At 72.7% G+C, this 24101-nt stretch carries 22 protein-coding genes; 7 read left to right on the top strand and 15 right to left on the bottom strand.

Annotation, left to right across the window (positions count from 1 at the left end; genetic code table 11):
* Positions 1-29 precede the first annotated feature (29 nt).
* Positions 30-1076 (bottom strand): LacI family DNA-binding transcriptional regulator, encoded by a 1047-nt coding sequence (locus tag ACFC1I_RS18940; RefSeq protein WP_376012988.1) that lies wholly within the window; start codon positions 1074-1076, stop codon positions 30-32.
* 242 nt (positions 1077-1318) lie between these two features.
* Here ACFC1I_RS18940 and ACFC1I_RS18935 point away from each other — a divergent pair, with 242 nt between their 5' ends.
* Entirely contained in the window at positions 1319-2128 is an 810-nt protein-coding gene (locus ACFC1I_RS18935; protein WP_376012985.1) for a tyrosine-protein phosphatase, read from the top strand.
* Between the two features lie 41 nt (positions 2129-2169).
* Here ACFC1I_RS18935 and ACFC1I_RS18930 read toward each other — a convergent pair whose 3' ends face one another.
* From ACFC1I_RS18930 to ACFC1I_RS18900, 7 genes are all read right to left on the bottom strand, one after another.
* Complete coding sequence (locus ACFC1I_RS18930) at positions 2170-3387, bottom strand: MFS transporter (RefSeq protein ID WP_376012982.1); 1218 nt, start codon at positions 3385-3387, stop codon at positions 2170-2172.
* Positions 3384-5048, bottom strand: a complete 1665-nt coding sequence (locus ACFC1I_RS18925; protein WP_376012979.1) for an MFS transporter — start codon at positions 5046-5048, stop codon at positions 3384-3386. Before ACFC1I_RS18925 ends, ACFC1I_RS18930 begins: the two co-directional genes overlap by 4 nt.
* A 7-nt stretch (positions 5049-5055) precedes the next feature.
* Complete coding sequence (locus ACFC1I_RS18920) at positions 5056-5877, bottom strand: alpha/beta fold hydrolase (RefSeq protein ID WP_376012976.1); 822 nt, start codon at positions 5875-5877, stop codon at positions 5056-5058.
* A gap of 35 nt (positions 5878-5912) precedes the next feature.
* Positions 5913-6641 (bottom strand): alpha/beta fold hydrolase, encoded by a 729-nt coding sequence (locus tag ACFC1I_RS18915; protein WP_376012973.1) that lies wholly within the window; start codon positions 6639-6641, stop codon positions 5913-5915.
* Between the two features lie 37 nt (positions 6642-6678).
* Positions 6679-7545 carry an alpha/beta fold hydrolase gene (locus ACFC1I_RS18910; RefSeq protein WP_376012970.1) on the bottom strand — a complete coding sequence of 289 codons (867 nt, stop codon included), beginning with the start codon at positions 7543-7545 and terminating at the stop codon, positions 6679-6681.
* Positions 7546-7591: 46 nt separating this feature from the next.
* Positions 7592-8752, bottom strand: a complete 1161-nt coding sequence (locus ACFC1I_RS18905; RefSeq protein WP_376012967.1) for a helix-turn-helix domain-containing protein — start codon at positions 8750-8752, stop codon at positions 7592-7594.
* A 107-nt stretch (positions 8753-8859) separates the two neighbouring features.
* Positions 8860-9678, bottom strand: coding sequence for a helix-turn-helix domain-containing protein (locus tag ACFC1I_RS18900; RefSeq protein ID WP_376012964.1), 819 nt, complete (start codon positions 9676-9678; stop codon positions 8860-8862).
* Positions 9679-9882: 204 nt separating this feature from the next.
* On the opposite strand from ACFC1I_RS18900, the gene ACFC1I_RS18895 reads away from it, so the two are divergent.
* Entirely contained in the window at positions 9883-10839 is a 957-nt protein-coding gene (locus tag ACFC1I_RS18895) for a Dyp-type peroxidase (protein WP_376012961.1), read from the top strand.
* Between the two features lie 45 nt (positions 10840-10884).
* On the opposite strand, the gene ACFC1I_RS18890 is transcribed toward ACFC1I_RS18895, so the two are convergent.
* The gene (locus ACFC1I_RS18890; protein ID WP_376012959.1) at positions 10885-11475 is read right to left on the bottom strand and encodes a TetR/AcrR family transcriptional regulator; all 591 of its coding nucleotides are present in this window, start codon (positions 11473-11475) and stop codon (positions 10885-10887) included.
* 113 nt (positions 11476-11588) lie between these two features.
* Here ACFC1I_RS18890 and ACFC1I_RS18885 point away from each other — a divergent pair, with 113 nt between their 5' ends.
* Complete coding sequence (locus ACFC1I_RS18885) at positions 11589-14429, top strand: LuxR C-terminal-related transcriptional regulator (RefSeq protein ID WP_376012956.1); 2841 nt, start codon at positions 11589-11591, stop codon at positions 14427-14429.
* Here the strand turns inward: ACFC1I_RS18885 and ACFC1I_RS18880 are convergent.
* Positions 14383-15624 (bottom strand): cupin domain-containing protein, encoded by a 1242-nt coding sequence (locus ACFC1I_RS18880; RefSeq protein WP_376012953.1) that lies wholly within the window; start codon positions 15622-15624, stop codon positions 14383-14385. The genes ACFC1I_RS18885 and ACFC1I_RS18880 overlap by 47 nt on opposite strands.
* 163 nt (positions 15625-15787) lie before the next feature.
* Here ACFC1I_RS18880 and ACFC1I_RS18875 point away from each other — a divergent pair, with 163 nt between their 5' ends.
* Positions 15788-16663 carry an SAM-dependent methyltransferase gene (locus tag ACFC1I_RS18875; RefSeq protein WP_376012950.1) on the top strand — a complete coding sequence of 292 codons (876 nt, stop codon included), beginning with the start codon at positions 15788-15790 and terminating at the stop codon, positions 16661-16663.
* Between the two features lie 69 nt (positions 16664-16732).
* On the opposite strand, the gene ACFC1I_RS18870 is transcribed toward ACFC1I_RS18875, so the two are convergent.
* Together ACFC1I_RS18870 and ACFC1I_RS18865 are read right to left on the bottom strand one after the other, a co-directional pair.
* Positions 16733-18343: an amidohydrolase gene (locus ACFC1I_RS18870; protein WP_376012947.1), complete on the bottom strand. Its 1611-nt coding sequence runs from the start codon at positions 18341-18343 to the stop codon at positions 16733-16735.
* A complete protein-coding gene (locus ACFC1I_RS18865) occupies positions 18340-19773 on the bottom strand; it encodes a purine-cytosine permease family protein (RefSeq protein WP_376012944.1) in 1434 nt (477 codons plus the stop codon). Before ACFC1I_RS18865 ends, ACFC1I_RS18870 begins: the two co-directional genes overlap by 4 nt.
* Before the next feature lie 73 nt (positions 19774-19846).
* On the opposite strand from ACFC1I_RS18865, the gene ACFC1I_RS18860 reads away from it, so the two are divergent.
* Positions 19847-20506: a TetR/AcrR family transcriptional regulator gene (locus ACFC1I_RS18860; protein WP_376012941.1), complete on the top strand. Its 660-nt coding sequence runs from the start codon at positions 19847-19849 to the stop codon at positions 20504-20506.
* Between the two features lie 111 nt (positions 20507-20617).
* On the opposite strand, the gene ACFC1I_RS18855 is transcribed toward ACFC1I_RS18860, so the two are convergent.
* On the bottom strand, positions 20618-20938 hold the full coding sequence (locus ACFC1I_RS18855; protein WP_376012938.1) for a hypothetical protein: 321 nt from the start codon (positions 20936-20938) through the stop codon (positions 20618-20620).
* Positions 20939-21076: 138 nt separating this feature from the next.
* On the opposite strand from ACFC1I_RS18855, the gene ACFC1I_RS18850 reads away from it, so the two are divergent.
* Positions 21077-21853 carry an alpha/beta fold hydrolase gene (locus ACFC1I_RS18850; RefSeq protein WP_376012936.1) on the top strand — a complete coding sequence of 259 codons (777 nt, stop codon included), beginning with the start codon at positions 21077-21079 and terminating at the stop codon, positions 21851-21853.
* Between the two features lie 5 nt (positions 21854-21858).
* Here ACFC1I_RS18850 and ACFC1I_RS18845 read toward each other — a convergent pair whose 3' ends face one another.
* Positions 21859-22182 carry an ArsR/SmtB family transcription factor gene (locus ACFC1I_RS18845; protein WP_376012933.1) on the bottom strand — a complete coding sequence of 108 codons (324 nt, stop codon included), beginning with the start codon at positions 22180-22182 and terminating at the stop codon, positions 21859-21861.
* A gap of 16 nt (positions 22183-22198) precedes the next feature.
* On the opposite strand from ACFC1I_RS18845, the gene ACFC1I_RS18840 reads away from it, so the two are divergent.
* Complete coding sequence (locus tag ACFC1I_RS18840) at positions 22199-22663, top strand: SRPBCC domain-containing protein (RefSeq protein ID WP_376012930.1); 465 nt, start codon at positions 22199-22201, stop codon at positions 22661-22663.
* Between the two features lie 12 nt (positions 22664-22675).
* Here ACFC1I_RS18840 and ACFC1I_RS18835 read toward each other — a convergent pair whose 3' ends face one another.
* Positions 22676-23866 (bottom strand): glycosyltransferase, encoded by a 1191-nt coding sequence (locus tag ACFC1I_RS18835; RefSeq protein WP_376012928.1) that lies wholly within the window; start codon positions 23864-23866, stop codon positions 22676-22678.
* Positions 23867-24101: the final 235 nt, after the last annotated feature.

The following is a 24101-nucleotide window of genomic DNA, read 5'->3' as shown; positions in this document are numbered from 1 at the left end:
GAAGGCGTCGAGGCGTGCGTCCGCCCGCCTTAGCGCCCGAGGGCTGTGATCGCCTCGCCGTGGATGATCGGTGTGCCGCTCAGCCCGACCGAGTCGACACCCTCGGCATGCTCATCCAGCGCCAGCGAGAGCGCCGCCTCGCCGAACTGCTCGAGCGGCACCTCGACCGTGCTGAACCCGGGCAGGACATCGCCCAGCATGGGGACGTGGTCGAATCCGGTCACCTCGATGCGCTCCGGACCCGCGACGCCGAACTCGCGCAGACGTGCGATCACACCGACCGCCATCGCGTCGCTCATGGCCGCGATGACGTCGACTTCCCCTAGTCGCTCCCGCAGCTGGTCCACCGCACGGTGCCCGCCATCCCGAGAGAACTCGGTGTGCACGATGTCGCGCTCGTCCACGGCGATGCCCCGATCTGCGAGTCCTTCGACGAAACCGCCGACGCGCTCGAGCGCCGTGATCTCACCGGCAGGACCGGACACGAGCGCGAAGCGGCGCCGCCCGGCGTCCACCAGACCCTCCGCCAGCAGGCGGGCGGCGTGCCGGTTGTCCACCGTCACAGTGGGGAAGCCGAGCTCGTTGTCACCGATCACGACGATCTTCGCCCCGTGGTCCCGCAGCACGGTGAGCTGCTCCTTGACCGCCGCCTCCCGCGCTGCGTCCGTCGTCCGGCTCGTCGCCATCACCACCGCGAGATGGCGTTCGCCGCGCAGCTGTGTCAGCAGATCGAGCTCGCGCGCCGGGTCGTCGCGCGTCGTGCGCACGGCGACCGAGATCCCGCGTTCCTCGGCGGCGTGCATGATGCCCGAGATCATGGTCGCCGAGCCGAAGTCGTCGATGTCGCCCACGATGAACGCCACCGTGCGCGCCCGGCCGCCCTTGATGGCCTGAGCCGCCGGACTCACGGCATAGCCGAGCGTGCGAGCGGCGTCTTCGACACGGCCGCGGAGCTCCGGCGACCCGCTTTTCTTGCCGCGCACCCCACCGTTGAGCGCACGCGACGCCGCCGGCACCGACACACCGGCCAGCCGTGCGACGTCGGTGAGGGTGGGGGGCTTGGCGGGCTTCGGCATCGGCTTCCTCTCACACGGGCGAGCGTGACTAGATAACGCTATCCAACTACGGCTGCCGGGGCGGACGGGTGCTCCTCCGGCCGATCAGCACGCCGTCATGCCGAATGAGCGGGCCGACCATCCGACGCGGCCCGTCACGGCCGAGGCGGCGATTGCTCACGGTGTTGCGCATCCCGCGCCTCTGGGAGCCCACCCACGCGGGAGTCCGGAGCGGGTGCGCGGCATCCGATACGGTTCGAAGCGTGGCTGAGACGACTGGGACCATGACCATCGACGGGCTGTACAACTTCCGCGACACCGGGGGCCTCCCCCTCGCCGACGGCGGGACGACGCGATCCGGCGTGCTGTATCGATCCGACGCCCTCGCGGCGCTCACGCCGACCGGGCTCGACGCGCTGGCCGGCACCGCCGTCGGGGTGATCGTCGACTTCCGCACCGCCGAGGAGCGCCGGAGCGCGCCCGACCGCCTGCCCGCCACGCGGCCGATGCGCACCGTCGACCTCTCCCTGATCGAGGGCGCGCTGAACGCCAGCGCGTTCGCGGCTCTCGCGCCGGGCGCTGAGCGTCCGAGCGAGAGCGACATCGCGGCGGCGATGGCGCAGATCCCCACGCTCGGGGACCTCTATATCGGGATGCTGCAGCACGGCGCCTCGACCTTCGTCGACGTCGCCCGGCTCATCGGCGACTCCACCGACGACGCGCCGTCGGCGGTGCTGGTCCACTGCACCGCGGGCAAGGACCGCACCGGCGTCGCGACCGCGCTCATGCTCGACGCCGTCGGGGTGGAGCGCGACGCGATCGTCGCCGACTACGCGATCTCGCAGCAGAACCTCAGCGGTCCGTGGGCCGACGGCATGCTGAGCATGGTGTCGTCGCTCGGTGTGCCGATCACGGCCACCCTCCGCACGCTCGTCACCGAGACCCCTCCCGCGGCGATCGAGCATGCACTCGACCACCTCGTCGCCGAGCACGGCGGCTCGACCGCCTACCTCCGCGCCGGCGGCCTCACCGACGACGAGCTCGAGCGGCTCCGCCTGCGCCTCGCCGGCTAGCGACAGCGCGGCGCCGCGCGCGGCGAGCCCGTCGTGCGGCGTCAGCCCCGGGCCTGCCGCATCGTGACGGCCGCGACCACGGTCGCCACCGCCACGAGCGCGGCGAAGACGAGCAGCACCGCGGTCTGCGACACGAACGCCAGCGCGACGCCGATCGCGAGCACCGGCAGCGCGAGGCCGCAGTAGGCGATGAGGAACATGAGGGCGAGCGTCTCGCCACGACGGCCGGGCTCGGCGAGGTCTCCGGCTGTCGCGATGGCGGACTTGAAGAGCACACCGACCCCGACGCCGGCGACGACCGCGCCGGCGATGAAGAGCGGCAGGGCGACCAGCACCGCGCCGGCCGCGATGGCGGCGAGACCCGCAGCGCAGCACACCGCCGCGAGTCCGAGCTGCGTCGCGCGGCTCAGGCGCCCGAGCACGATCTGCGCCACCGCCGCCGACCCGAACACGGTGCACACCAGCGCGCCGGCGAGCAGGTGCCCGCGCTGCCCGAATGTGACGCCGAGGATCGTGGGCGCGAGCGACGTGAAGAGGCCGAACACGGCGAAGCCGGCGAACGCGCCGAAGCCCGCGGCGACGAAGGTCGCGCGCGATCGCGGCGGCGCCGCGACGCGCTGCGGCCGGTAGCGGCGGCGCGTCGCGACCACGGTCTCGGGCACCATCGTCACCGCGATGGCGAGCAGCAGCAGCACGACCAGGAAGACCGCGTGCGGCAGGTGCAACGGCTCGGGGAGGAACTCGGCGAACAGCCCCCCGATGAGCGGACCCAGCGCGAGCCCGCCGAGATTCGCCGCGCCCGACACCGAGGCGGCGACGATGGTGTTCTCGTCGGGCCGCGCCCGCGAGCGCAGCTCGCCGAGGTGGGCGGTGGCGGTCGCCGTGAGGATGCCGATGCTCACGCCGTTGACGAACCGCGCCACGATCAGCCCGGTGACGTCGGTGAAGAAGAGGAACAGCGCGGCCGACAGCGCCGACACGAGGATCGCGATGACGAGCATGCGGCGCCGCCCGGTCCAGTCGCTCACGTGCCCCAGCAGGAACAGGCTCGCGACCACGCCGACCGCGTAGGCGGCGAAGATCACCGTCACCACCGCCACCGGGAACCCGTCGAGCTGCTGGTACAGCGGGTACAGGGGCGTCGGCACGGTGGAGTACGCCATCACCAGCAGGAAGGCGACTGCCACGACCCAGAAGCCCGCACCCTCGCCGCGCGCTGCGCGCACCATCTGCGTCGCGGTGTCGTCGAGTCGGGTCATCGTGTGCTCCTGTGGGGTCGGGCGCCCGGGTGCAGGCGCGGCACAGGCAGCCCGAGACAGTGTTCGACGGTGGGGGGATGGATGCTGAGTGCCTTCGCCCGCGCGAGGTTCGCCGCATCCCATTCCGTATGTCTGATGCGCACTTGCGCGACATGCTCGCGCCAGCTGCCGAGCTCGTACGTCTCGACGATCGACTCGGGGTCTTCGGCGGCCTCATAGAGGTGCCAGCCGCGCGCGCCGGTGCGGTAACGCGTCTGGGCGACGGCGGCCATCGCGCGGCGGAACTCCTCGCGGTGCGCGGCGTCGACCCGGTAGCGGACAAGCACGAGCACGCGGCGCTCGTCGTCGTCGGAGATGGAGACGGGCGACACGTCGTCGAGCGGCACGGGCCGCCTGCCCATGCCCTCGGTGCGCGGCAGCGGGCGCGCGAACTGAGCGAGGCCCGCCACCGCGACGACGACGCCGGCGCCCAGGAGCACCTCGGTCACGCCGAAGAGGGACGCCAGCGCGCCGCACGCCGCCGAGCCGATGGCGGTGCCGCCGAGGAGGACGAGCTGGTACACCGACAGGCCGCGGGTGCGCACCCACGCGGGGAGGAACGCCTGCACGACCCCGCCGAGGGTGGCGATGACGCCGATCCAGCCGAAGCCGGCACCGACGAGGAGCGCGATCGCGACCCACAGCGAGGGCGTCACGGCGAGCGCGGCGATCGCGACGCCGAACAGCACCGCGGACGCCGACACCACGATATTGACGCCGATCCTCGCGCGGAGGACGGGCAGCACGACGGCCCCTGCGATGGACCCCGCGCCGAGGGCTGCCAGGAGCAGGCCGTAGCCGGCGGCGCCGAGCCCGAGCGACTGCTCGGCGAGGACGGGCAGCAGTGCCCACAGCGCCACGGCGGGAAGGAGGAAGACCGCGAGCCGCAGGCAGATCGTGCGCACGACGCCGGCGTGCCGCACATAGCGCAGGCCCGCGCGCGAGGCGTCGAGGAAGGGCTCGGGGTGACTGGCGGGGCGCCGGTAGCCGCGCCAGCACAGCAGCACGACGAGGAACAGCGCGAACGACAGCGCGTTCACGGCGAAGACCGCGGGGACCCCCGCCTGCGCCACGACGAGCCCCGCCGCCGCGGGACCCACGGCGCGCGCGATGTTGACGCTGATCGACACCAGCGAGGCGGCGTCGCTCAACATGCCGGTCGGCACGACGTCGGCGGTCAGCGCCTGGTACGCCGGCAGCTGCACCGCGCTCGCGGCACCGAGGGCGAACGTGAGGGCGATGAGCGTCGGCGCGCCGAGCTGCCCGGTCGCCGCGAGGACGGTGAGCGCCGCGGCGACCGCGAGCTGCACGGCCTGCGCGGCGATGAGGATGCGGCGGCGGTCGAGGAACTCCCCGATCACCCCGGCAGGGATCGCGAGGAGCAGCACGGGGGCGGCGGCCGCGCTCTGCACGAGCGCGACGACTGCGGGCGAGCTCCCGCCCTCGACCAGCGACCACTGCGCGCCGACGCTCTGCATCCAGCTGCCGACGTTGCTGGCGAGGCCCGCGAGCCACAGCATGCGGAACGCACCCACGGCCAGAGGGGCGAACGCTCCGGATCGCACGGCGCCGCCCTCGCCGACACCGGAGCGGATGTCGACGGAGGGCGGCGCGGTGGTCATCTCGGGCTCACTCGGCGAGGAAGGCCAGGATGTCGCGGTCGAGCTCCTCCTGGTACGCGCCGTAGATGCCGTGCGGGGCGCCGTCGTAGACCTTCAGCGTTCCCTTGCTGACGAGGGTGATCGTCTTCTCGGCAGCGGCAGCGATCGGCACGATCTGGTCGTCGCCGCCGTGCGCGATGAAGATCGGCACGTCGAGCGCCTTGAGCTCCTCGGTGAAGTCCGTCTCGGAGAACGCCTTGACGCAGTCGTACGCACCCTTCAGGCCCACGAGCATGCCCTGACGCCAGAAGTCGTACTTCGCGCCGGCCGACACCTGCGAGCCCGGGCGGTTGGCGCCGAAGAACGACTCGGCGAGGTCGAGGTAGAACTGCGAGCGGTCCTTCAGGACGCCCTCGCGGATGCCGTCGAACACCTCGATCGGGGTGCCCTCCGGGTTCGACTCCGACTTGACCATGACCGGGGGCACCGCGCCCGCCGTGATGATCTTGCGCACACGGCCGTTGCCGTGCTGCGCGGCGAACCGCACGACCTCGCCGCCGCCGGTCGAGTGACCGATGAGCGAGAGGTCGTCGAGCTCGAGCGCGTCCACGAGCGCGGCGAGGTCGGCGGCGTAGGTGTCCATGTCGTTGCCGTTCCACGGCTGCGACGAGCGGCCGTGGCCGCGGCGGTCGTGGGCGATCGCGCGGTAGCCGGCGTCGGCGAGCAGCTTGAGCTCGACCTGCCAGGCGTCCGAGTTCAGCGGCCAGCCGTGGCTCAGCACGACCGGCTTTCCCTCACCGAGGTCGGTGTAGTAGATCTCGGTGCCGTCGGGGGTGGTGATGTAGGGCATGTCCATCTCTTTCTTGTGGGTTACCGGGTTGGGGCTCAGGAGAAGTCGTCGCGCACACGCAGGATCGCCGCGGCGACCTCGGCGGGGTGGGTGTGCATGAGAAGGTGAGGCCCGTCGACGGTGACGAGTTCGCGGATGCCGGCGCGCTGGTAGGCGTAGCGCACGGCGTCGGGGTTGATGAGACGGTCCTGCGCGGCGACGATGCCCCACGAGGGGACGCCGCGCCACGCGGCGGCGGGGGCGGGCTCGGCGAGCACGCCGGCGTCGAGGGGGCGCTGCGTCACGGCGAGCACGGCGGCCTCGTCGATGGGGACGCCGAGGGCGGCGAGGAGGGGGAACTCCTCCGCCGCGACGAAGACCTCCTCGTGCGCGGTGCCGTCGGGCGCCGGGTACGGGAAGTACTCGAAGAACGGCACGGCCTCGGCGTCGGGGAAGCGTGCGTGCAGGTCGCGGGCGCTCTCGCCCTCTTCGAGCACGTAGCCGCTCACGAACACCAGCGCGACGACGTTCTCGGCGTCGCCGGCGACGCCGACCACGGTGGCGCCGTACGAGTGGCCGACGAGCACGACCGGGCCGTCGATGCGCTCGACGAACGAGCGCACGTAGGCGGCGTCGGCGGCGAGGCCGCGGTTCGAGATGGCGGCGACCCGCACGTCGACCCCGGCGCCCTGCAGCCGCAGCGCGACCGGCGACCAGCTCGCGCCGTCGGTGAACGCCCCGTGCGTCAGCACGACCGTCGGGGCGGTGCGGGGTGCAGTGCTCATGGCGATCCTCTTCCGGTTCTTCCTGACGACTTCGACGCTATGAGCGGCGGGCGTCATCGCTCTCCGACAAGGTGTCGGCACTTCGCTGGACCGATGTCGCAACCGCCGCCTCCTCGTCGAGGAACGTCGTGACGACCGCGTTGAACGCGGCCGGGTTCTCGAGGAACGGGAAGTGCGACGAGGCCACCTCGCGCGGGAAGACGTGCAGTCGGGCGCCGGGGATGCGCTCCGCCACGGCCCGTTGCGAGTCGGGCGACACGTGGCTCCCCTCCGACCCCACGACGAGCGTGGGCAGCGCGATGTTCGGGAGCACGTCCCGCCAGTCCTGCACGCCGTGATCGAACAGCAGCGGCACCGCGGCCGATGGCGGCGTCTGGGCGATCTCACCGGCGACGAAGTCCCACAGGCCGTCGTCGACGTCGCCGGTGAACATGCTGCGCACGAACGCGCGTACGACATCGCCGGAGTCGTCGCCGTGGATCGCCCCGCCGAGCGCGGTCAGCCCGTCGACGGGAAGGATGCTGCCGGCCGCGGCCTGCTCGCCCTCGGTCATCCAGGGCACCGCGACCACCGCCGCGGGCTGGTCGACGAGCACGAGGCTGCGCACGCGACCCGCTCCGAACAGCTCGAGGTACGACCAGATCACGGAGGCGCCCATCGACCAGCCGAGCAGGTCGGCCCGCTCGATCCCGAGCGCGTCGAGCACGTCGCGCAGGTCGGCGGCGAGCCGCGCGATGCGGTACCCGTGACCGGGCTTCGCCGAGACGCCGTGCCCGCGCATGTCGTACGTCACGACGCGTCGCGCGGGCGCGAGGCCGGCGACCTGTCCGCGGAACATCGCCTGCGTCTGCCCCCAGCCGTGCAGGAGCACGAGCGCCGGGCCGTCGCCGCCGGTGTCGCGCACCGACAGCGCGACGCCGTCGCTGTGCGCACGGTCCGCTCGTCGACGCTCACAGCCGGCCCGCGTGTTCCCAATAGGCGGCCAGTTTCAGTGCCAGATGCAGGGCGCTGCGTGCGAACCCGTCGTCGAGCGCGTCGCGCACCGCCTGCGGCATGTTCTCGAGCCGGTAGTAGAGGGTTGTGCGGTGGATGTGCAGCGCCTCGCACACCTCGCGCACGTGCCCGGCATGGTCGAGGAACACCTCGATCGTCTGGCGCTGCAGCGGGTCGCCCTCGTGGATGAGACTGTGCGCGGCCGGCGAGTACCACGCGAGACGCGCCGGGTCCGCGACGATGTCGGCGACGAGCAGCCACGGCGCCACCTGGTCCGACGAGGCGTGGCCGCCGAACTCGGGCAGCAGCTCCGCGATCGCCGACGTCGCGATGGCGCGGTCGGCGACGGGCTTGAGGTCGTCGTCGGCCCGCGTCAGCGCGGCGGTGCCGACCGCACGCAACAGCACTCCCGCCTGCGCTGCCTGGGCCGCGATCGCGGCGTGCACCTCGGCCTCGTCGCCCGCCGGGCCGAGGAAGAGCAGGGCGGCGCCGTCCTCACCGAGGAACGACAGCCGCAGGCGCTCGACGCTCTCGAGTGCACGACCGAAGGCCGCCCGCTGCACGACCCCGGTGTCGTAGCCGATGGCGACCGCGCGGACCGCGCTCTCGGGACCGCGCGCGACGCCGTAGCTGCGCACCGCAGAGCCGAGCGCCGTACGGCGGGCCGCAGCATCCGTCGACAAGAGTGCCCGCATCACGGTGCTGCGGGCCGTCGACGCCCCCGCGGTGTCGCGCTCGGCGAGCACGCCGCGGGCGACCTCGACGGCGGCGTCGACGGCGCGGAAGTCGTGGTCCTGAAGTGGCGGCAGGTTGCCGGTGATCAGCCACAGCACCCCGAGCGGGGTGTCGTCGTGCCAGATCGGCACGGCGAGGCGCTCGTGCGCGCCGAACTGCGCGAGGTCGATCGTGAGCGGGCGACGCGACTGCGTCACGCGCAGCGTCTCGAGGTAGGCGCGCTCCCGCGGCGGCGTCATGCGGCGCAGCAGGGCGCGGGCCCGCACCTCGTCGATCTCGTCGCCCTGGGCGCTCGCCACGATCGGCCGGTAGGCGAGGTCGTTGATGACCACCGACCGGCCGAGCGTCTCGGCGAGCTCGTCGACCAGGTCCTGCAGGTTCATCGCGTCTCTCCTCGCCTTGTGGGCACCGTTCTCGAGGATTCGACGGTAGGTTCCGGATGCTGCGACCTGCCAGGCCCGCGTTGTACCAGGCAGCCGGGGTCAGGGCCTCACGCGGTGGCGGCGGTCAGCGCCGTCGACATGCGGGAGAACACCGACTCGGTGATGCTTCCGGGCGGGGCCGCCATGACAGTGAGCTGGTAGCCGGGAAGGCTGCGGACGGCGAAGTTCTGTCCCTCGACCTCGATCTCGCCGACGCCGTCGACGGCGATGTGGAACACCGCGTCTTCGGGGCCCGACACGTCGTGGCGCGCCCACATGCGGGCGAAGTCGGGGTCGGCCGACAACTGGTCGACGATCTCGCGCAGCCGCGGCGAGTCGGGGTGGGCGTCGCGGCGGAGCGTCGCGACGGCGGAGCGGGTCATCGCCTCCCACTCGACGAGCGACGCCTTCATGCGGTCGTTGAACAGGCGCACGACCTCGTTCGACCCGGCGGAGAGCCCCCCGTGCCCGAACGCGGTGGCCAGCGGGTTGGCCGCCACGATGTCGCGATGCTGGTCGGACATGTAGGCCGGCGTGTGCGGCCAGCGGCTCAGCACGCGCGCGATCTGCTCGGCGACGTGGTCGGCGACCGGCGCGATGGGCGGCGGGCTCCCCGTCGCGAGGCGGAGCAGGTACAGCCGGGACTCCTGGTCGAGCAGCAGGGCGCGCGCGATCGCATGCAGCACCTGATCCGAGGGACGCGCGCCGCGCCCCTGCTCGAGGCGCAGGTAGTACTCGGGGCTGATCCCGGCGAGCAGGGCGACCTCGTCGCGACGCAGGCCCGGTACGCGGCGGCCGGCTTCGCTGGGCAGGCCGACCTCCTCGGGCGTGGTGACGTCGCGACGCGCCCGCAGGTACTCCCCCAGAGCGATCAGATGCCTGCTCATGTGTGCTCCTTCCGCCGGCGGCGAGAACCGGCGTCGGAACGACGCTAGGTGATGGAGACGCCGCTCCACATCCCCCGTCCGGCCGGCGCACATCGCATGTCCGAGGCCTCGCATCCCGCGTTTCGTCGCATGGGCGCTCGTCACGCGTCGGATGCGGCTGCGGGCGCGGGCGGCCACAATGAGCCGAGACCCGAAGGAGGCCCCGTGTCAGGATTCCCGCTGTACGCGCCCGTGGTGGGCGGCGCGACCCAGGCGTTCGGCGCGCCGCTCACGGCGAATGCCGTGTTCCTGGTGGTGACGGTGCGCGACGACGGGATCGACACCGCGCGCGCCGTGATCGGCGGGGTCTCCGACACGATCAAGGCTGTCGCCTTCCGCGACCCCACCTCGACGCTGACCTGCACGGTGGGGATCGGCGCGCGGGTCTGGCCGGAGCTCACCGGCCTGGCGCTGCCCGCGGAGCTGCGCCCGTTCACCCCGGTCGCGGGGGCCGTGCACACCGCGCCGGCGACACCCGGCGACCTGCTGTTCCACATCCGCGCCGAGCGGGCCGACATCGTCTTCGAATTCGAGCGCCAGCTGCTCGACGCGCTCGGCGACGCCGTCCGCGTCGAGGACGAGACCACGGGATTCCGCTCGTTCGACCGGCGCGACCTGCTCGGGTTCGTCGACGGCACCGCGAACCCGGTCGGCGCCGAGATCGCCGAGGCGTGCCTCGTGGGCGACGAAGACCCCGGCCACGTCGGCGGCAGCTACGTGATGACGCAGAAGTACGTGCACCCGCTGTCGGCGTGGAGCGCGCTGTCGACCGAGGCGCAGGAGGCCGTGATGGGCCGCACCAAGGCCGACAACATCGAGCTCGAGAGCGCGACCGAGGGACAGAAGGCGCACAAGACGCTCGCCACGATCGTCGACGACGACGGCGCGGAGCGCGCGATCCAGCGCGACAACATGCCCTTCGGACGGCCAGGCGCCGGCGAGTTCGGCACCTACTTCCTCGGCTACTCGCGGCACCTGTGGGTGATGCAGCGGATGCTGGAGCGCATGTTCATCGGCGACCCGCCGGGCCTGCACGACCGCCTGCTCGACTTCTCGACGCCGCTGACCGGCTCGGTGTTCTTCGCGCCGAGCCCGGACGCGCTCGACGCCCTCGCAGGCTGACGCACGCGGCCCTGCGGCCGCCCTGCGTCCCTTCGGGTCAGTGGCTCAGGCCGCGCGCAGCGAGAGCGCCAGCGTCGAGGCACCGTGACGGGCGATCGCGCGCACCTCGGCCTCGGGCCGGCCGACGCGGTCGAGCTGGATGAGGGCCTGCGACAGCGCGATCGCGTGCGCGGCGGCACCCGCCACCTCCAGCGCATCGGGCGACTGGCCCGTCGTCCGCGCGAGCTCGCGGGCGACCGCGGCCTCCATCGCGGCCGTCGTCGAGCGGGCGATGCGCGAGACCTCGGGGTCGGCGCCGAGCTCCGACACGGTGTTGACCAGCAGGCAACCTCGCCGGTCAGGCCGGGAACGGCAATCGTCGACGATCGCGTCGAACAGCTGCCGCAGCATCCGTTCCGGATCGTCTTCAGCCGACAGGGCGTCGTCGACGAGCACGACGCGGCGGTCGCAGTAGCGCTGGAACGCCGCGAGGAACAGCGCCCACTTGCTGCCCCACGCCTGATACAGGCTGCCGTTGGTGACGCCGGTCGCGGCGGAGAGGTCGACGAGCGACGAGGCACGGTAGCCGCCGGCCCAGAACAGCTCGATGGCGGCGTCGAGCAGGTCGTCTTCGTCGAACGATCTGGGTCGGGGCATCCCCTCACGCTATCGGCGGCGACGTCCGGCCACATCCCCCGCCGAGCGGCGAGTTCCGCCGTGCACCTCCCCCGCGGTTTGTTCTGGAGGCGCGACTCCAGCAGAATGGCGGCATGCCGCACAGCCCCCGCCCAGAGGTGCGGGAGCCCGGCTCGGACCGGGAACTGCTGGCCGGCGGATCACCCGCGCTGCCGCTGCGCGGGCGGGCGGACGCGCTCGGCGGGATCGTCGCGACGCTCGACGCCGCCGCCTCGCCGGACGCCGGCACGCCCGCTCCGATCCTGCTGCTGAGAGGGTCACCGGGCATCGGCAAGACCCGGCTGCTGGCCGAGGCGATCGCCGACGCCGAGCGTCGCGGCTGGTGCACCGTCACGGTCACGCCCGACGTCGACTCGGCCGGAGTGCCGCTCGGCGCGCTGACCGAGGCCGCGCTGCGCGGCAGCCCGTCGCTCCTCAGCGAGACCGATCTGCGTCCGGTGCTGGCGGGCGGCGAACCGCAGTACTGGGTCACCCGCATGCTCGCCGACGCCCTCGAGGGCGCAGCATCCGATCGCGGCGTGCTCGTCGTCATCGACGACCTGCACTGGCTCGACGCGGCCTCGCTCGTCGCGGTGTCGTCGCTCGTCCGCACGCTGCGCGACCACCCGGTCGGGTGGGTGCTCGCGACGCGCACCGGTCCCGCACGTGCGGCGCTCGGGCGGCTCATCGACGACGTGCACGGCGAAGGCCGCGTGATCGACCTCGGACCCATCGACACGGATGCTGTCACCGACCTCACCGCGGACCTCCTGGGTGGGCCGCCCGGGCCGGCCATCGAGGCGGCGCTCGAACGCACCGGTGCGATCCCGCTCATGGTCGTGGAGCTCGTGCGGGGGCTCCGCGAGGAGAACCTGCTGGCCCGACGCGCGGGATGCGTGGATGCCGTCGACGCGGCGGTGCCGGCACGGTTCGGCGCCTCCTCGCGGGAGCGGCTCACCCACATCAGCTCCGACGCGCTGCTGCTCGCACAGGTGGGGAGCCTATTCGGCCGGCGCTTCCGGCTCGCCGACGCACTGCGCGTGCTGGACCGATCGGCCGGGTCGATGGCCGCGGGCCTCGGCGAGCTGCTCGCGGTCGAGATCCTCGCCGACGACGGCGCGTCGCTCGCCTTCGTCCACGACACGCTGCGCGAGGCGGCGGATGCCACCCTCACCGGGTCGCTGCGGCGCGCGCTGCAGCGCGACGTCGTGCGGGTGCGGCTCGAGTCCGGCGAACCCGCCTCGGCCGTCGCCGCCGCCGTCGTCGCGAGCGCCGAACCCGGCGACGAGACCTCGTTCCGCCTCGTGCGGGAGGCCTCGCTCCAGCTCGCCGGCGCCGACGCCGTCGAGGCCGCCACGCTCGCGGCCGCCGCGATCCGCCTCGCGCGGCACGTGCCGCGGTTCGCCGGCGAGGCTGCCGACCTGCTGCCCGTGCTGTGGGCGGCGGGGCGCGGCGACGAAGCCGAGGCGGCCGCGGCCGGTCTCGCCCCCTACCTGCCGCGCGAACAGCGGGCACGGAGCCTGCTCGCCGTCGCGCGGCAGCAGTCCGAGTCGTCGTTCGACCGCGCGATCGCCACCTGCGACGAGGCGCTCGCGATCGCCGACGTCTCGCGAGCGACGCGCGCCGACCTGCTCGCGGTGCGCGCGCTCAGCTGCGCCAACAAAGCGGACTTCGCCGAGCTCGAGCGCACGCTCGCCGAGGCCCGCGCGGTCGCCGATCCCGCGTCGGACGTCGCGGCCCTCGCCACGATCGACGCGACCGAGGCGGTGTACGAGTTCAACAGCAACCGGTTCGAGGACGCCGTCGCGCTCATCGACTCCGCGCTCGCGCGGATCGAGGCGAGCGGGCAGCGCGCGGCGCTGTGGATGCCCGAGGGCCTGTGGGCGGCGTTCCAGTACAACTCCATGGGAGAGCCGGCTACCGCACTGCGACTCGTCGACGAGGGGATCGCCGCCGCGCGGGCCGCGCGGAGCGTGAACGCCGAGGCCCTCTGGATGACGGTGCGCTGCCGGGCGCTGTACGACGCCGGGCGGCTCGAAGACGCGCGGATCCAGGCCGAGACCGTGATGACGCTCGCCGAGGACCTGCCGCTAGGCGACTTCGCGGGGGCCACCGCCGGAGTGGTGGCGTTCCGCGTCGCCCTGCACCTCGGCGACGGCGAGGCGCTGCGCGCGGCGCGCCCGGTCGTCGTCGGTCTCGCCGAGGGCGCGTCGGTCACCAAGGCGGGGCGCTGGACGCTCGCGATCGAGGCGATCGACGAGAACCGACTCGACGACGCGATGACGCTCAGCGCGCTCTCCCGCGCGTCGCTCGGCGACCCGGTGCCGCCCATGACCACGCCGTCCGATTTCGCCGACGACCTCACGCTCGCCGACCTGCTCGTACGCGTGGGCGACACGGCGGGCGCGGCGACCGTGGTCGACCGGGCAGCTGGGCGCGCAGCATCCAATCCCTCCCACTCCTACGCGCGGGCGATCCACGATGCCGTCCGCGGACGCGTCGAGGGCGACCCCGCCGCGCTCGAGGCGGCAGCGGCAGCGCTGCGCGACGCCGGCCGCCGGCCGCTCGTGCTGGCGCAGGTGCTGGAGGCCGTCGAGCGGGCGGGCGCCGACGACCAGCGCTCGCGCGCCACACTCGACGAGGCGCTCGGGGTGTACGAGTCGCTGGGCGCGGTGCGGGACGCCAGCCGCGTGCTGCACCGCCTGCGCGAGCGCGGGGTGCGGCGGCGACCCCGCGTCACGAGCGGCGACGAGGGGCTCTCGACCCGCGAGCGCCAGGTGCTCGACCGGCTCGTGACCGGCGCGACCACCCAGCAGATCGCCGACGCGTTGTTCGTCTCGCCGCACACCGTGATCTCGCACACCCGGCGCATCTACGCCAAGCTCGGCGTCAACTCCCGGCGTCAGCTGATCGATCGGCACCGCGCAGCGGAGTGATGCCCTGCGCGGTGCGCGGGAAGGTCGCGAGCACCGACGGATCGATGTCGAGGTGCGCGGCCACCAGCTGCGGCGGCACGTGCGCCAGCCAGTTCGCGAGCGAGACCTCCTCGTACTTGTCGGTGCGGAACACCTCGAGGAACTGCAGCACGTCGTCGCCGGTGTTCTCGATGTAGTGCCCGTAGTTCGCGCGCACGACGCCGACATCGCCCGCCCGGAAGTCGGTCGTATTCGCGTGCGGGCCGGTGTTGAACACCGTCATGCGCGCCGAGCCGCGCAGGTAGTACTGCCACTCGTCGGCGTTCGGGTGCCAGTGCAGTTCGCGCATCGACCCCGGATTCACGGTCACCAGGGCCGCGGCGACCGTGTTCGAGTACGTGAAGATCGTGGAGTCGGCGATCCGGATGCTGCCACCCGAGTTCTCGAAACGCGGCTGGGTGCGCGACAGCCGGAAGATCACCGGCTCGGCGCCCCACTCCACGCCCGCGGCGGCCTGGTCGTCGGCGAGCGGGCCGGGCTCTTCGCCCGGGAAGATCCAGAGGTTGTGCAGCGGGATGCCGGAGAAGACGTCCTGCGCGACGCCGAAGTTCTTCGCCAGCACCTCCGGCGGCGTGTGCGCGAACCAGTCGGTGAGCAGCAGCGTGTTGGACTCGGACTGGTCGCCGTCGTCGAACGCCAGCACGAACTCCGCTCCGTCAGGCCCCAGACCCTGGAGCGAGTGCGGGGTGCCCGCGGGGAAGAACCACAGGTCGCCCTCTTCGACGTCCTCGACGGCGGGCAGGCCGCTGCGGCCGAGTGTCGTGATGCGGCACTTGCCGCGCGTCATGACGGCCCACTCCGCGGTCTGGTGCCAGTGCAGCTCGCGGATGCCGCCGGGCTCGAGATACATGTTGACGCCGGCGATCTCGTCCGAGATGTGGAAGTCCTCGCGGGTCAGCTCCCGCGCCCACCCGCCGCGCTGCACGCGCCGCGGCGAGATGTTGAATGACGACCAGAAGAACGGCTGCGTCGAGATGTCGGTCGCCGGCGCGTCGATCTGGTTCGGGAACTGCGACGCGATGGCCGCGTTCTGCGGGCCGGTCATCGCGGTGCTCGAGGGCCGGTCCTGCGTGTTCACCTCGCCCTCGGGCGGCAGGTCCGGGTTGCCGAAGACCGGGACCTCGTGGTGCGGGGCGGTGTTGTCCGTGGATTCCATGGCGGCTCCTTCCGATGACGGTGGGCGTCACGGCCAGCCTGACGGCGTGCGCCTGAGAGGTCGAGCATCAATCGACGGGACGAGTTCGGACGGATGTCGAATCCCGTTGCGCTGCGAGCGAATGCGGCCGGGACGGGCGCCCGCGCGGGACGAGGATGGGGCCATGTCCGTTGAAGGTGTGGGAGTCACCGCCGTCGCCGTCGCGGCGGCGCGCGCCCTCGAGTCCGATCGCCCCGACCCGCTCGTCGTCGACCCGTGGGCCGCGGTGCTCGTGCGTGCGTCCGGCGTCGCCGTGCCGTTCCCCGAGCGCTGGCCCGACCGCCCGGAGGATGCGCCCGCCGTCGAGCACTCGATGCTGCTCGGCGCGATGTACATCGGCATGCGCACGCGCTTCATCGACGACGAACTCCTCGCCGGCGGCCTGCGGCAGGTGGCGATCCTCGGCAGCGGCCTCGACACCCGCTCGTGGCGACTCGCGTGGCCCGGCGGCACGCGCGTCTTCGAGCTCGATTCGCCCGGCGTCATCGACTTCGTCGAGAGGACGATGGATGCTGCGGCCGCGACCCCGACGGCAGATCGCACGGCACTCGGGGCCGATGTGACGGCGCCGTGGGCGGCGTCGATCGTGCGCAGCGGGTTCCGGCCCGACCAGCCCACGCACTGGGTGCTCGAGGGGCTCCTTCCCTACCTCAGCGCGCACGACCAGTCGGCGCTGCTCGACGACGTCCTCGCGCTGTCGGCGCCGGGCTCGCGCGCCGTGATCGAGCGCGCGCCAGCCCTCACCGACACCCCCGAGACGCGCGAGCGGCTCGAGACGTTCGCTCTCGCCACCGGCATCCCGTTCGACGAGCTGCTCGCCCGCACCGACCCGCCCGACCCGGCCGCGGTGTTGCGCGCAGCCGGGTGGGCGGTGGAGGAGACCGGGGTCGAGGACCTGGAGCGCCGGTACGACCGGCCGCTGCGCGTGGCGCGGGACGAGTCGGCGGGGTCGGAGCAGCGCGGCGGGTTCGTGACGGCGTACCTGGCCGACGGGGTCTGAGGTTCGTCGCCGGGCCGGGGCGCAGCGACTCGGCTCGCTCCCTCGCTCCATCGAAGCGCGGGGGCTTCTTCAGGCTCGGAAGCGGGTCCTTCCCGCGACGACCGTCGCGACCACGTGCGCCTCGAGCAGCGACTCCGCCCCGACCGCGAACGGGTCGGTGTCGAGCACCGCGACGTCGGCGGCGAAGCCCGGGGCGATCCGCCCGCGCCAGCCGCCGTCCCCGACCGAGGCGGCGGCGTCGCGGGTGGCGTGGCCGATGGCGCGGCCGAGCGGCAGCGCGTACTGCGGGTGCGTCGCCGGCACGCCGGGCTCGAGCGCCGAGGCGCGCGTCGCGGCGATGTACATGTTCGCGAGCGAGCTGTGCGGGGCCGTCGGGGCGTCGGTCGAGAACGCCAGGAGTGCGCCGGCGTCCTCGTACTCGGGCCACGCGAACGCGCGCTCGACGCGCTCGTCGCCGAGCATCGCGGCCCAGTTGGCGAAGATCGCGGGATCGGAGTGCACCGGCTGCATCGACGCGGTGACGCCGAGCGCCGCCATCCGCCCCGCCGTCTCGGGCGCCGCGTACTCGAGGTGCTCGATGCGGTGACGCCTGTCACGCGGGCCGTTGACCGCGATCGCGTGCTCGATCGCGTCGAGGGCGATGTCGCTCGCCAGATCGCCGATCGCGTGCTGCGCGATCTGCAGCCCGGCCGCGTCGGCGGCGGCCACGACGGGACGGAGCCGGTCGAGCGGCCAGATCGGCCCGGCGTTCGTGCCATCGGAGTACGGGTGGCGCATCGCGGCGGTGCACGCGTCGATGACCCCGTCGAGGATCAGCTTGATCCCGACGACGCGCAGCCACGGCGACGGCGGGCTCGCCGCGAGCTCCGCCGCCCGGGCGACCTGCGCGAGGTTCGCGGCGTCGTCGCCGGTGTTCTCGATGAGCCAGTGCGCAGCGACGCGGATCGGCAGCTCTCCCCCGTGACGTGCGCGCGCCCGCTCGAGGGCGGCGAGCCCGAACTCGTCGAACGCCATGTCGACGACGCCGGTGACGCCGGTCGCGAGGTAAGCCTCGAGGGCGCGCTCGACGGCCTCATCGCGATCGGCGTCGGTCGTCGCCGCGTCGCGGTGCGCCCACGCGAACTGCACCGCCGCGGTCTCGTACAGCATGCCGGTCGGCTCGCCGTCGGCGTCGCGGGCGATCTCGCCCCCGATCGGGTCCGGGGTGTCGCGCGTGATGCCCAGCTCGGCGAGCGCCGCACGATTGACCCAGCACGAGTGGTAGTCGTTGGCGTCGAGGTAGACGGGGATGTCCGAGACCACGGCGTCGATCATCGCCGCGGTGGGCGCCCCGCCGGGGACGGAATCGAAGAGCCAGCCGCGTCCGCGGAGGGCCGCAGCATCCGGATCCGCATCCCTGGCCGCGCGCAGCCGCGCCTGGATCTCGTCCAGCGACCGGGCATCGGTGAGAGCCACCTGCCCGAGCGCCGCGCCCATCATGAGCAGGTGGGTGTGGGCGTCGGTGAAGCCGGGCAGCACGAGCCGGCCCTCGAGGTCGATCGTCTCGTCGGCGCCCGGCGCGTCGGCGCTGTCGCCGACGAACCCGATGGTGTCGCCCTGGACGGTGAACGCCTCGGCCCACGCCTTCTCGGGATCGGGGTCGGCGGTGAAGACGCGGCCGTTGATGTAGCGGGTGGTCATGGACGGCCCTTCTTTCCGAGCGGGGTGCGCAGGAGGCCTGCGTAGAGACCGGCGGCGACGAGCATGCCGACCGGCACCGAGAGATCGATGTAGCCGGTCGCGACGGCGATCGGGCCCGACCACACGCTGGTCGAGAGGCAGAGCGCGGTCGCGAGGCCGCCGAGGAGGAGTGCGGTCACGCCCGGGATGCCCCACCCGCCCGAGTACCAGAAGCGGCCGCCGGGGTGGTCGTCGAACAGCTCCACGCCGTCGTACCGGTAGCGACGCAGCAGCACGTCGACGACGAAGACGGCCATCGCCGGCCCCGACACGATCACGAGGAACTGCAGCATGAGGTTGGCGGCCTCGAGGAGGCTCGACGACAGCACCAGGTAGATCGTGAGCGCCGTGCCGACCGCGCCCACGATGATCGCGGCGGGGATGCGGCGCAGCCGGAACCCGATCGCCTGCAGCGCCATGCTCGAGGTGTACGTGGTCATCGCGTTCAGCGCGATCGTGTTGATCACGACGCCGATCACGAGGATCGGGCCGAGCCAGCCGGGCAGCAGGTCGAGCAGCGCCACGTCGATGCCGGCGGCGAACGCGGCCTCACTGAGACCGGTGGCGAGCAGCACGCCGACGATGGTGAAGACGATGAACGGGATGCCGCCGCCCAGCCCCGTCGCGAGCGCGATGTGCGACGGCTTGGTGGAGCGCGGGAGGTAGCGCGCGATGTCGGGGCTGTTGATGAACGACAGCGGGGTGGAGGCGAGGATCGTGAACCCGATCGCCATCGCCGACCAGAGGGCCGGCCCCTCGAGGGCCACGGGAGCGCCGTACTGCCAGTCGACGGTCGGCAGGATGAACCCCGCCACCAGCAGGAAGATGACGAACAGCGCGGCCGCCATGTACGAGTACGCACGCACGATCAGTCCGTGACCGAAGATCGCGACGAGGATCGTGACCGCGGCGACCACGACCGTCACGCCGATCGGCACCCAGACCGGGTCCTCGAGCCCCATGCGGCGCAGCAGATCGGCGCCCATGAACGACGAGGCGAGCCACGTCAGCGACAGGAACACGGCGCCGATGAACCAGCCGACGAACGCCACGAAGAGCCGGTTGCCGAGGATGCCATACATCGCCCGCGTCACGACCGAGCCCGACGTGCCCGACGCCGGCCCGCTGCCGGCGATGAGACCGGGGAAGACCCAGAGCAGCGACGCCGCGAGGATCACCGCGATCGCCTGCCAGAGCTCCAGACCGAGCAGGATGAGCGTCGCGCCGATCGTCAGGTTCAGGATGCTGACGTTCGGCGCCGCCCAGATGAAGAAGAGATCGCGCGCCCGGCCGTGGCGTTCGGCGTCGCCGACCAGCTCGATCCCGCGCGTCTCGGGGCGAGACGCGGTGTCGACGAACTCATCCTCGAGTTCGCGCTGTGAATGGGTCACGGTGTTCCTTCCGGGAAAGCGTCGTTGCTATTGGTCACATGCCCAATGGACTATTGGTCACACATTCAATAACATGAACGGTGTGACGTCAAGTGAGATCTCGGTCCGCACGCGCAAGCGCCCCGAGGAGCGCCGGGAGGAGATCCTCGAGCATGCCGCCGCGATCGCCCTCGACGAGGGCCTCGAGCGCATCACGCTGCGCGCCGTCGCCGACCGGCTCGGTGTGCGTCCAGGCCTGATCACGCACTACTTCCCCGCCGCCGAGAGCATGGTCATCGAGGCCTTCACGCGCGCCGCCGTCGCCGAGCGCGAGCAGTTCTTCACGGCGTCGGGTTCACCGCTCGAGAGGGTCGCGCATTTCGTCGGTCACATCGAGCGGGGCGCCTCGCTCCCCCTCGCCCGCATGTGGCTCAACGCCCGCCACCTCGCGCGCTTCAGCCCCGCACTCGACGAGGCCCTGCAGGAGCAGGACGCCCTCGACCGCGAGCGTCTGACCGCGATCATCGAGGACGGCATCGCTTCGGGAGCATTCCGGATCACGGATGCTGCGACCGCCTGCATCCGGATCCTCATCGCCGTCGACGGCGGCGGTTCGTACGTGAACACCGCCACCCCGCCGACGCACCCCGCGCACCGGCACGTCGTGGCCGACGTGAGCGAGTGGGCGCTGGGCCTCGAGCCCGGCACGCTGCGCGCGGCGATCGACGCGGAGTCCCCGGCCCCGGCCCGTTGAGCAGCGCGCTCCGGGTGGGCCGGCGGCGGGATGGAACGGCTCAGGAGGATGCGGCGATCGAGAGGACGGATGCCGGACGTCGGGCCGGCTGCTGCCGGCGCAGAGGCGCCCTCAGAACAGGTCGCTGATCGGATCCTCGATCCCACGTGCCGGCGGCGGCGAGACGATCAGCCGCGTCTGCTCCTGCATGTAGCCCACAGCGTCGTCGTTCTTCGGGGCGTCGAGCGAGTTCTGTGTGGTCTGGATGACGAGCTCGGTGCTCCCGTTGAGGAGGAACGTCGCGTCGACCTCGTTGCCGTCCAGCCCGATCGCGTGCAGCGAGATCGCATCGGTCATCCCGGCCACGCCCAGGGCACGCGCGTACTCCATGAGCCAGTCGGCGGACTCGTCATCGAGGAAGAGCGCCTTGTCTGCGTACGTCACGTGCTTCATGCGCCCCAGCGTGCGCTCGCCCGGGGCCTCCCGCCCACGTGGTTGACACGGGTGCCCGTGAGTGCATCCGCCGGCGATTACGGAGAGTGGATGCTGCGCCCCTGTCGCATGTCGGACGCCCGTGGTTGGCTGGCGCGCATGAAGACCGTGACCTCTGCCGACGGCACCTCCATCGCCTACGATCACACTGGCGACGGGCCGGTCGTCGTGATCGTGAACGGCGCCATGTCGACCGCCGCCGACGCGGCCGGTCTGGCCGGTGCACTGGCTGATGCCGGGTTCCGGGCCGTCACGTGGGACCGCCGCGCGCGCGGCTCGAGCGGCGACGCGCGCGGCTCGGTGCCCGAGCGCGAAGCCGAGGACCTCGCGGCGGTCATCGGCGCCGTCGGCGGCGATGCCGCGGTGCTCGGGCACTCGTCGGGCGCGGTGCTGGCGCTGTTCGCGGCGTCGCGCGGGGTTCCCGTGCGGGCGTTGTTCCTGTCGGAGCCGCCGCTGCGGTTCGGCGTCGACGAGCCGGCCGACGACCTCGCCGAACGCCTGCAGTCCCTCGTCGACGAGGGCCGTGGCGACGAGGCGATCGTGACCTTCCAGCTCGAGGGCATCGGGCTGCCGCAGGAGATGGTCGACGGCATCCGCGCGAGCGACCAGTTCGCCGCACTCGTGCCGCTCGCGCAGTCCACGGTCTACGACACGAACCTCGTGGGCGCGGCGTCGACCCCGAGCCCCGAGATGCTCGCGGTCTCGGCACCCGTGACGGTGCTCCGCGGAGCCCAGACGTTCCCGATGCTGATCGCGGCCGCCGACCGCCTGTCCGACGAGATCGCCGACGCCGAGCTCGTCGTCGTGCCCGAGTCGGTCATGCACCGCCCCGACCCCGCCGCCACCGCGCGCGTCGTGCAGCAGCGCCTCGCGTAGGCGGGTCAGTCGCCGAGGCGGTCGAGCAGGTCGACCGCGGCGCGGGCGTACTCGCCGATCCAGCGGTCGTGGATGCGCTTGATGGGCACCGGCGCGAGCGCGAGGTGACGTTCGCGTCCGATCTTGCGGCCGGTCACGAGCTCCGCGCGCTCCAGCACGCGCAGGTGCTGCAGCACCGTCGTGCGGTCGACCTCGGGGAAGCGCGCGCACAGCGCGCCGGTCGTCAGCGGCTCGTCCTTGAGCGCGTCGAGCATGCGGCGGCGCAGGGGCGCAGCGAGCGCCTTGAACACGAGGTCATCGTCGGACCCCTTGCGCGCAGCATCCGTCATGTTATAAAACTACAACATGTCTGAAGAACTCACCGAACTCTCGTTCACCGTGTCGGGACGCGTGGCCCGGCCCGTCGCGGAGGTCTATGAGGCCGTCGCAGACCCCGAGCAGCTCTCGCACTACTTCACGACCGGAGGCGCGCGCGGACGGCTCGAAAAGGGCGCCGACGTCACGTGGGATTTCGCCGACTTCCCCGGTCGCTTCCCGGTGACCGTCGTCGAGTCCGACCCGCCGCGAAGGCTCGTCATCCGCTGGGAGGCGGAGGCAGGCGTCGAGACCGAGACGACGACGACGTTCGAGTTCGAGCCCATCGACGACGGCGCGCGCACGCTCGTGACGATCACCGAGTCGGCCTGGGAGGCGAACGCCGACGGCGCGAAGAGCGCGTTCGGCAACTGCGCCGGCTGGACGGGCATGCTCGCCGCCCTCAAGGCGTGGGTCGAGCACGGCATCAACCTGCGCGAAGGCTTCTACGCCTGACTCCGCCCCGGTTCAGGCGGCGAGGCGGCGCCGGTCGGCGAGGCCCTCGATCACCAGGCGGTACTCGTCGACCATCCGACCCCGCGACAGGGCGGGGCGCGCGGCGAGCGCGGCGTCGCGGTACCGGGCGCGGTCGACCAGCACTTGCTCCCACGCGGACGCGATGTCGTCCGGGTCGCGGGGCGTCACGAGGCCGAAGCCCTCGACGCTCCGGGCGGCGTCTCCGACGTCGGTCGTGACCGGAGTCGCGCCCGACGCCGCTCCCTCGAGCAGACACAGCGGGGACGCCTCCCCGTACGCGCTCGTCAGCGCCACGACGTCGGCGATCCGGTACAGCGCCGGCATGTCGCCGCGGATGCCCAGGGCGTGCACGCGGGCGGCCGGGGCCGCAGCATCCATCAGCAGCGAAGCGAAACCGGCGTTGGCTGGGGTCATGCCCGCCCCGCACAGCACGTAGTGCGCATCAGGCCGGATCGCGGCGTGCCGAGCGGTCGCCCGGAGGAACAGCGCCGGGTCCTTCATGGCGTCGAAGCGGGCGGCGAGGAGGATGACCGGGGCGCCGGGCGGGATGCCGAGGCTCTCGCCCAGCGCGACGGTCTCGGAGTCGCCCGCCGCCGGCGTGAAGACGTCGGTGTCGATGCCGTTCGGCACGACCCGGCGATCGAGGCCGAACGGCAGGTGCTGCGCGTAGGCGTCGTCGGTCGAGCGCGCGCACGAGATCGTCGCCGTCAGCAGCCCGGTCTCGGCGGCCTCGCGCAGCCACCCGAGCGCAGGGCCGGAGTGGGTCGGATCCGAGCGGTGGAGGCAGGCCGCGACGGGAACCGACGGCATGAGCCCGTGCGCGCGCAGCGCGAGGAGCAGTCCGAGGGGCTGCTCCTTCAGCGAGAGCACGACGTCGGCCTGGGCGATCGCCTCGGCGGCGCGATGCAGGTCGAGCTCGCCGAACGACGCCGGGTCGATCGGATCCGCGCCGGCGGTGCCGCCGAGCGTGGCGATGTCGACACCCATTCGCGCGAGCCGCTGATACCGCGGATCGTCGTGGGCGAACTGGAGGGTGGCGTCACGCCGGGCCTGCGCCGACAGCGACAGCACCGCGTGCGACTGGTCGTCGCCGGCATGGAGGCCGGCGACGACGTCGGAGTGGAGGATTCGCGCCCCACCGGCGAAGAATCCTTCGTAGAGGGACAGCACGCGAAGGGTCATGTGGCACCTCTCGGGTAGAGGGACGACGGACGAATCGAATGCCGGAACGTGCGTTCCGGCCGGTCACTGTCGGCGCCGGTGCCGGTCGATCCATCGTCGGGGCCGTTCGCTTCGATGTCGATGAACGGCCGGGGTGCATACGGTGAACGCTCGACGCGCGCGGGGGTCTTCGAGTCGCGCGTCCGTGCGCTCCCCTCGTCCATATCGCGTGCTCTCGCCGAGATCACGCGATCCG

The organism is Microbacterium sp. NPDC056044, assembly GCF_042267145.1.
Taxonomy (GTDB): Bacteria; Actinomycetota; Actinomycetes; order Actinomycetales; family Microbacteriaceae; genus Microbacterium.
The sequence above is the reverse complement of the archived record's forward strand: the minus strand, read 5'-3'. Positions and strand labels throughout refer to the sequence as shown.

Coding starts and splice junctions, on each gene's coding strand:
- ACFC1I_RS18940 (WP_376012988.1), bottom strand. CDS start 1,076: ATGCCGAAGCCCGCCAAGCCCCCCACCCTCACCGACGTCGCACGGCTG.
- ACFC1I_RS18930 (WP_376012982.1), bottom strand. CDS start 3,387: ATGACCCGACTCGACGACACCGCGACGCAGATGGTGCGCGCAGCGCGC.
- ACFC1I_RS18925 (WP_376012979.1), bottom strand. CDS start 5,048: ATGACCACCGCGCCGCCCTCCGTCGACATCCGCTCCGGTGTCGGCGAG.
- ACFC1I_RS18920 (WP_376012976.1), bottom strand. CDS start 5,877: ATGCCCTACATCACCACCCCCGACGGCACCGAGATCTACTACACCGAC.
- ACFC1I_RS18915 (WP_376012973.1), bottom strand. CDS start 6,641: ATGAGCACTGCACCCCGCACCGCCCCGACGGTCGTGCTGACGCACGGG.
- ACFC1I_RS18905 (WP_376012967.1), bottom strand. CDS start 8,752: ATGAACCTGCAGGACCTGGTCGACGAGCTCGCCGAGACGCTCGGCCGG.
- ACFC1I_RS18900 (WP_376012964.1), bottom strand. CDS start 9,678: ATGAGCAGGCATCTGATCGCTCTGGGGGAGTACCTGCGGGCGCGTCGC.
- ACFC1I_RS18890 (WP_376012959.1), bottom strand. CDS start 11,475: ATGCCCCGACCCAGATCGTTCGACGAAGACGACCTGCTCGACGCCGCC.
- ACFC1I_RS18885 (WP_376012956.1), top strand. CDS start 11,589: ATGCCGCACAGCCCCCGCCCAGAGGTGCGGGAGCCCGGCTCGGACCGG.
- ACFC1I_RS18880 (WP_376012953.1), bottom strand. CDS start 15,624: ATGGAATCCACGGACAACACCGCCCCGCACCACGAGGTCCCGGTCTTC.
- ACFC1I_RS18875 (WP_376012950.1), top strand. CDS start 15,788: ATGTCCGTTGAAGGTGTGGGAGTCACCGCCGTCGCCGTCGCGGCGGCG.
- ACFC1I_RS18870 (WP_376012947.1), bottom strand. CDS start 18,343: ATGACCACCCGCTACATCAACGGCCGCGTCTTCACCGCCGACCCCGAT.
- ACFC1I_RS18860 (WP_376012941.1), top strand. CDS start 19,847: ATGAACGGTGTGACGTCAAGTGAGATCTCGGTCCGCACGCGCAAGCGC.
- ACFC1I_RS18855 (WP_376012938.1), bottom strand. CDS start 20,938: ATGAAGCACGTGACGTACGCAGACAAGGCGCTCTTCCTCGATGACGAG.
- ACFC1I_RS18850 (WP_376012936.1), top strand. CDS start 21,077: ATGAAGACCGTGACCTCTGCCGACGGCACCTCCATCGCCTACGATCAC.
- ACFC1I_RS18845 (WP_376012933.1), bottom strand. CDS start 22,182: ATGACGGATGCTGCGCGCAAGGGGTCCGACGATGACCTCGTGTTCAAG.
- ACFC1I_RS18840 (WP_376012930.1), top strand. CDS start 22,199: ATGTCTGAAGAACTCACCGAACTCTCGTTCACCGTGTCGGGACGCGTG.
- ACFC1I_RS18835 (WP_376012928.1), bottom strand. CDS start 23,866: ATGACCCTTCGCGTGCTGTCCCTCTACGAAGGATTCTTCGCCGGTGGG.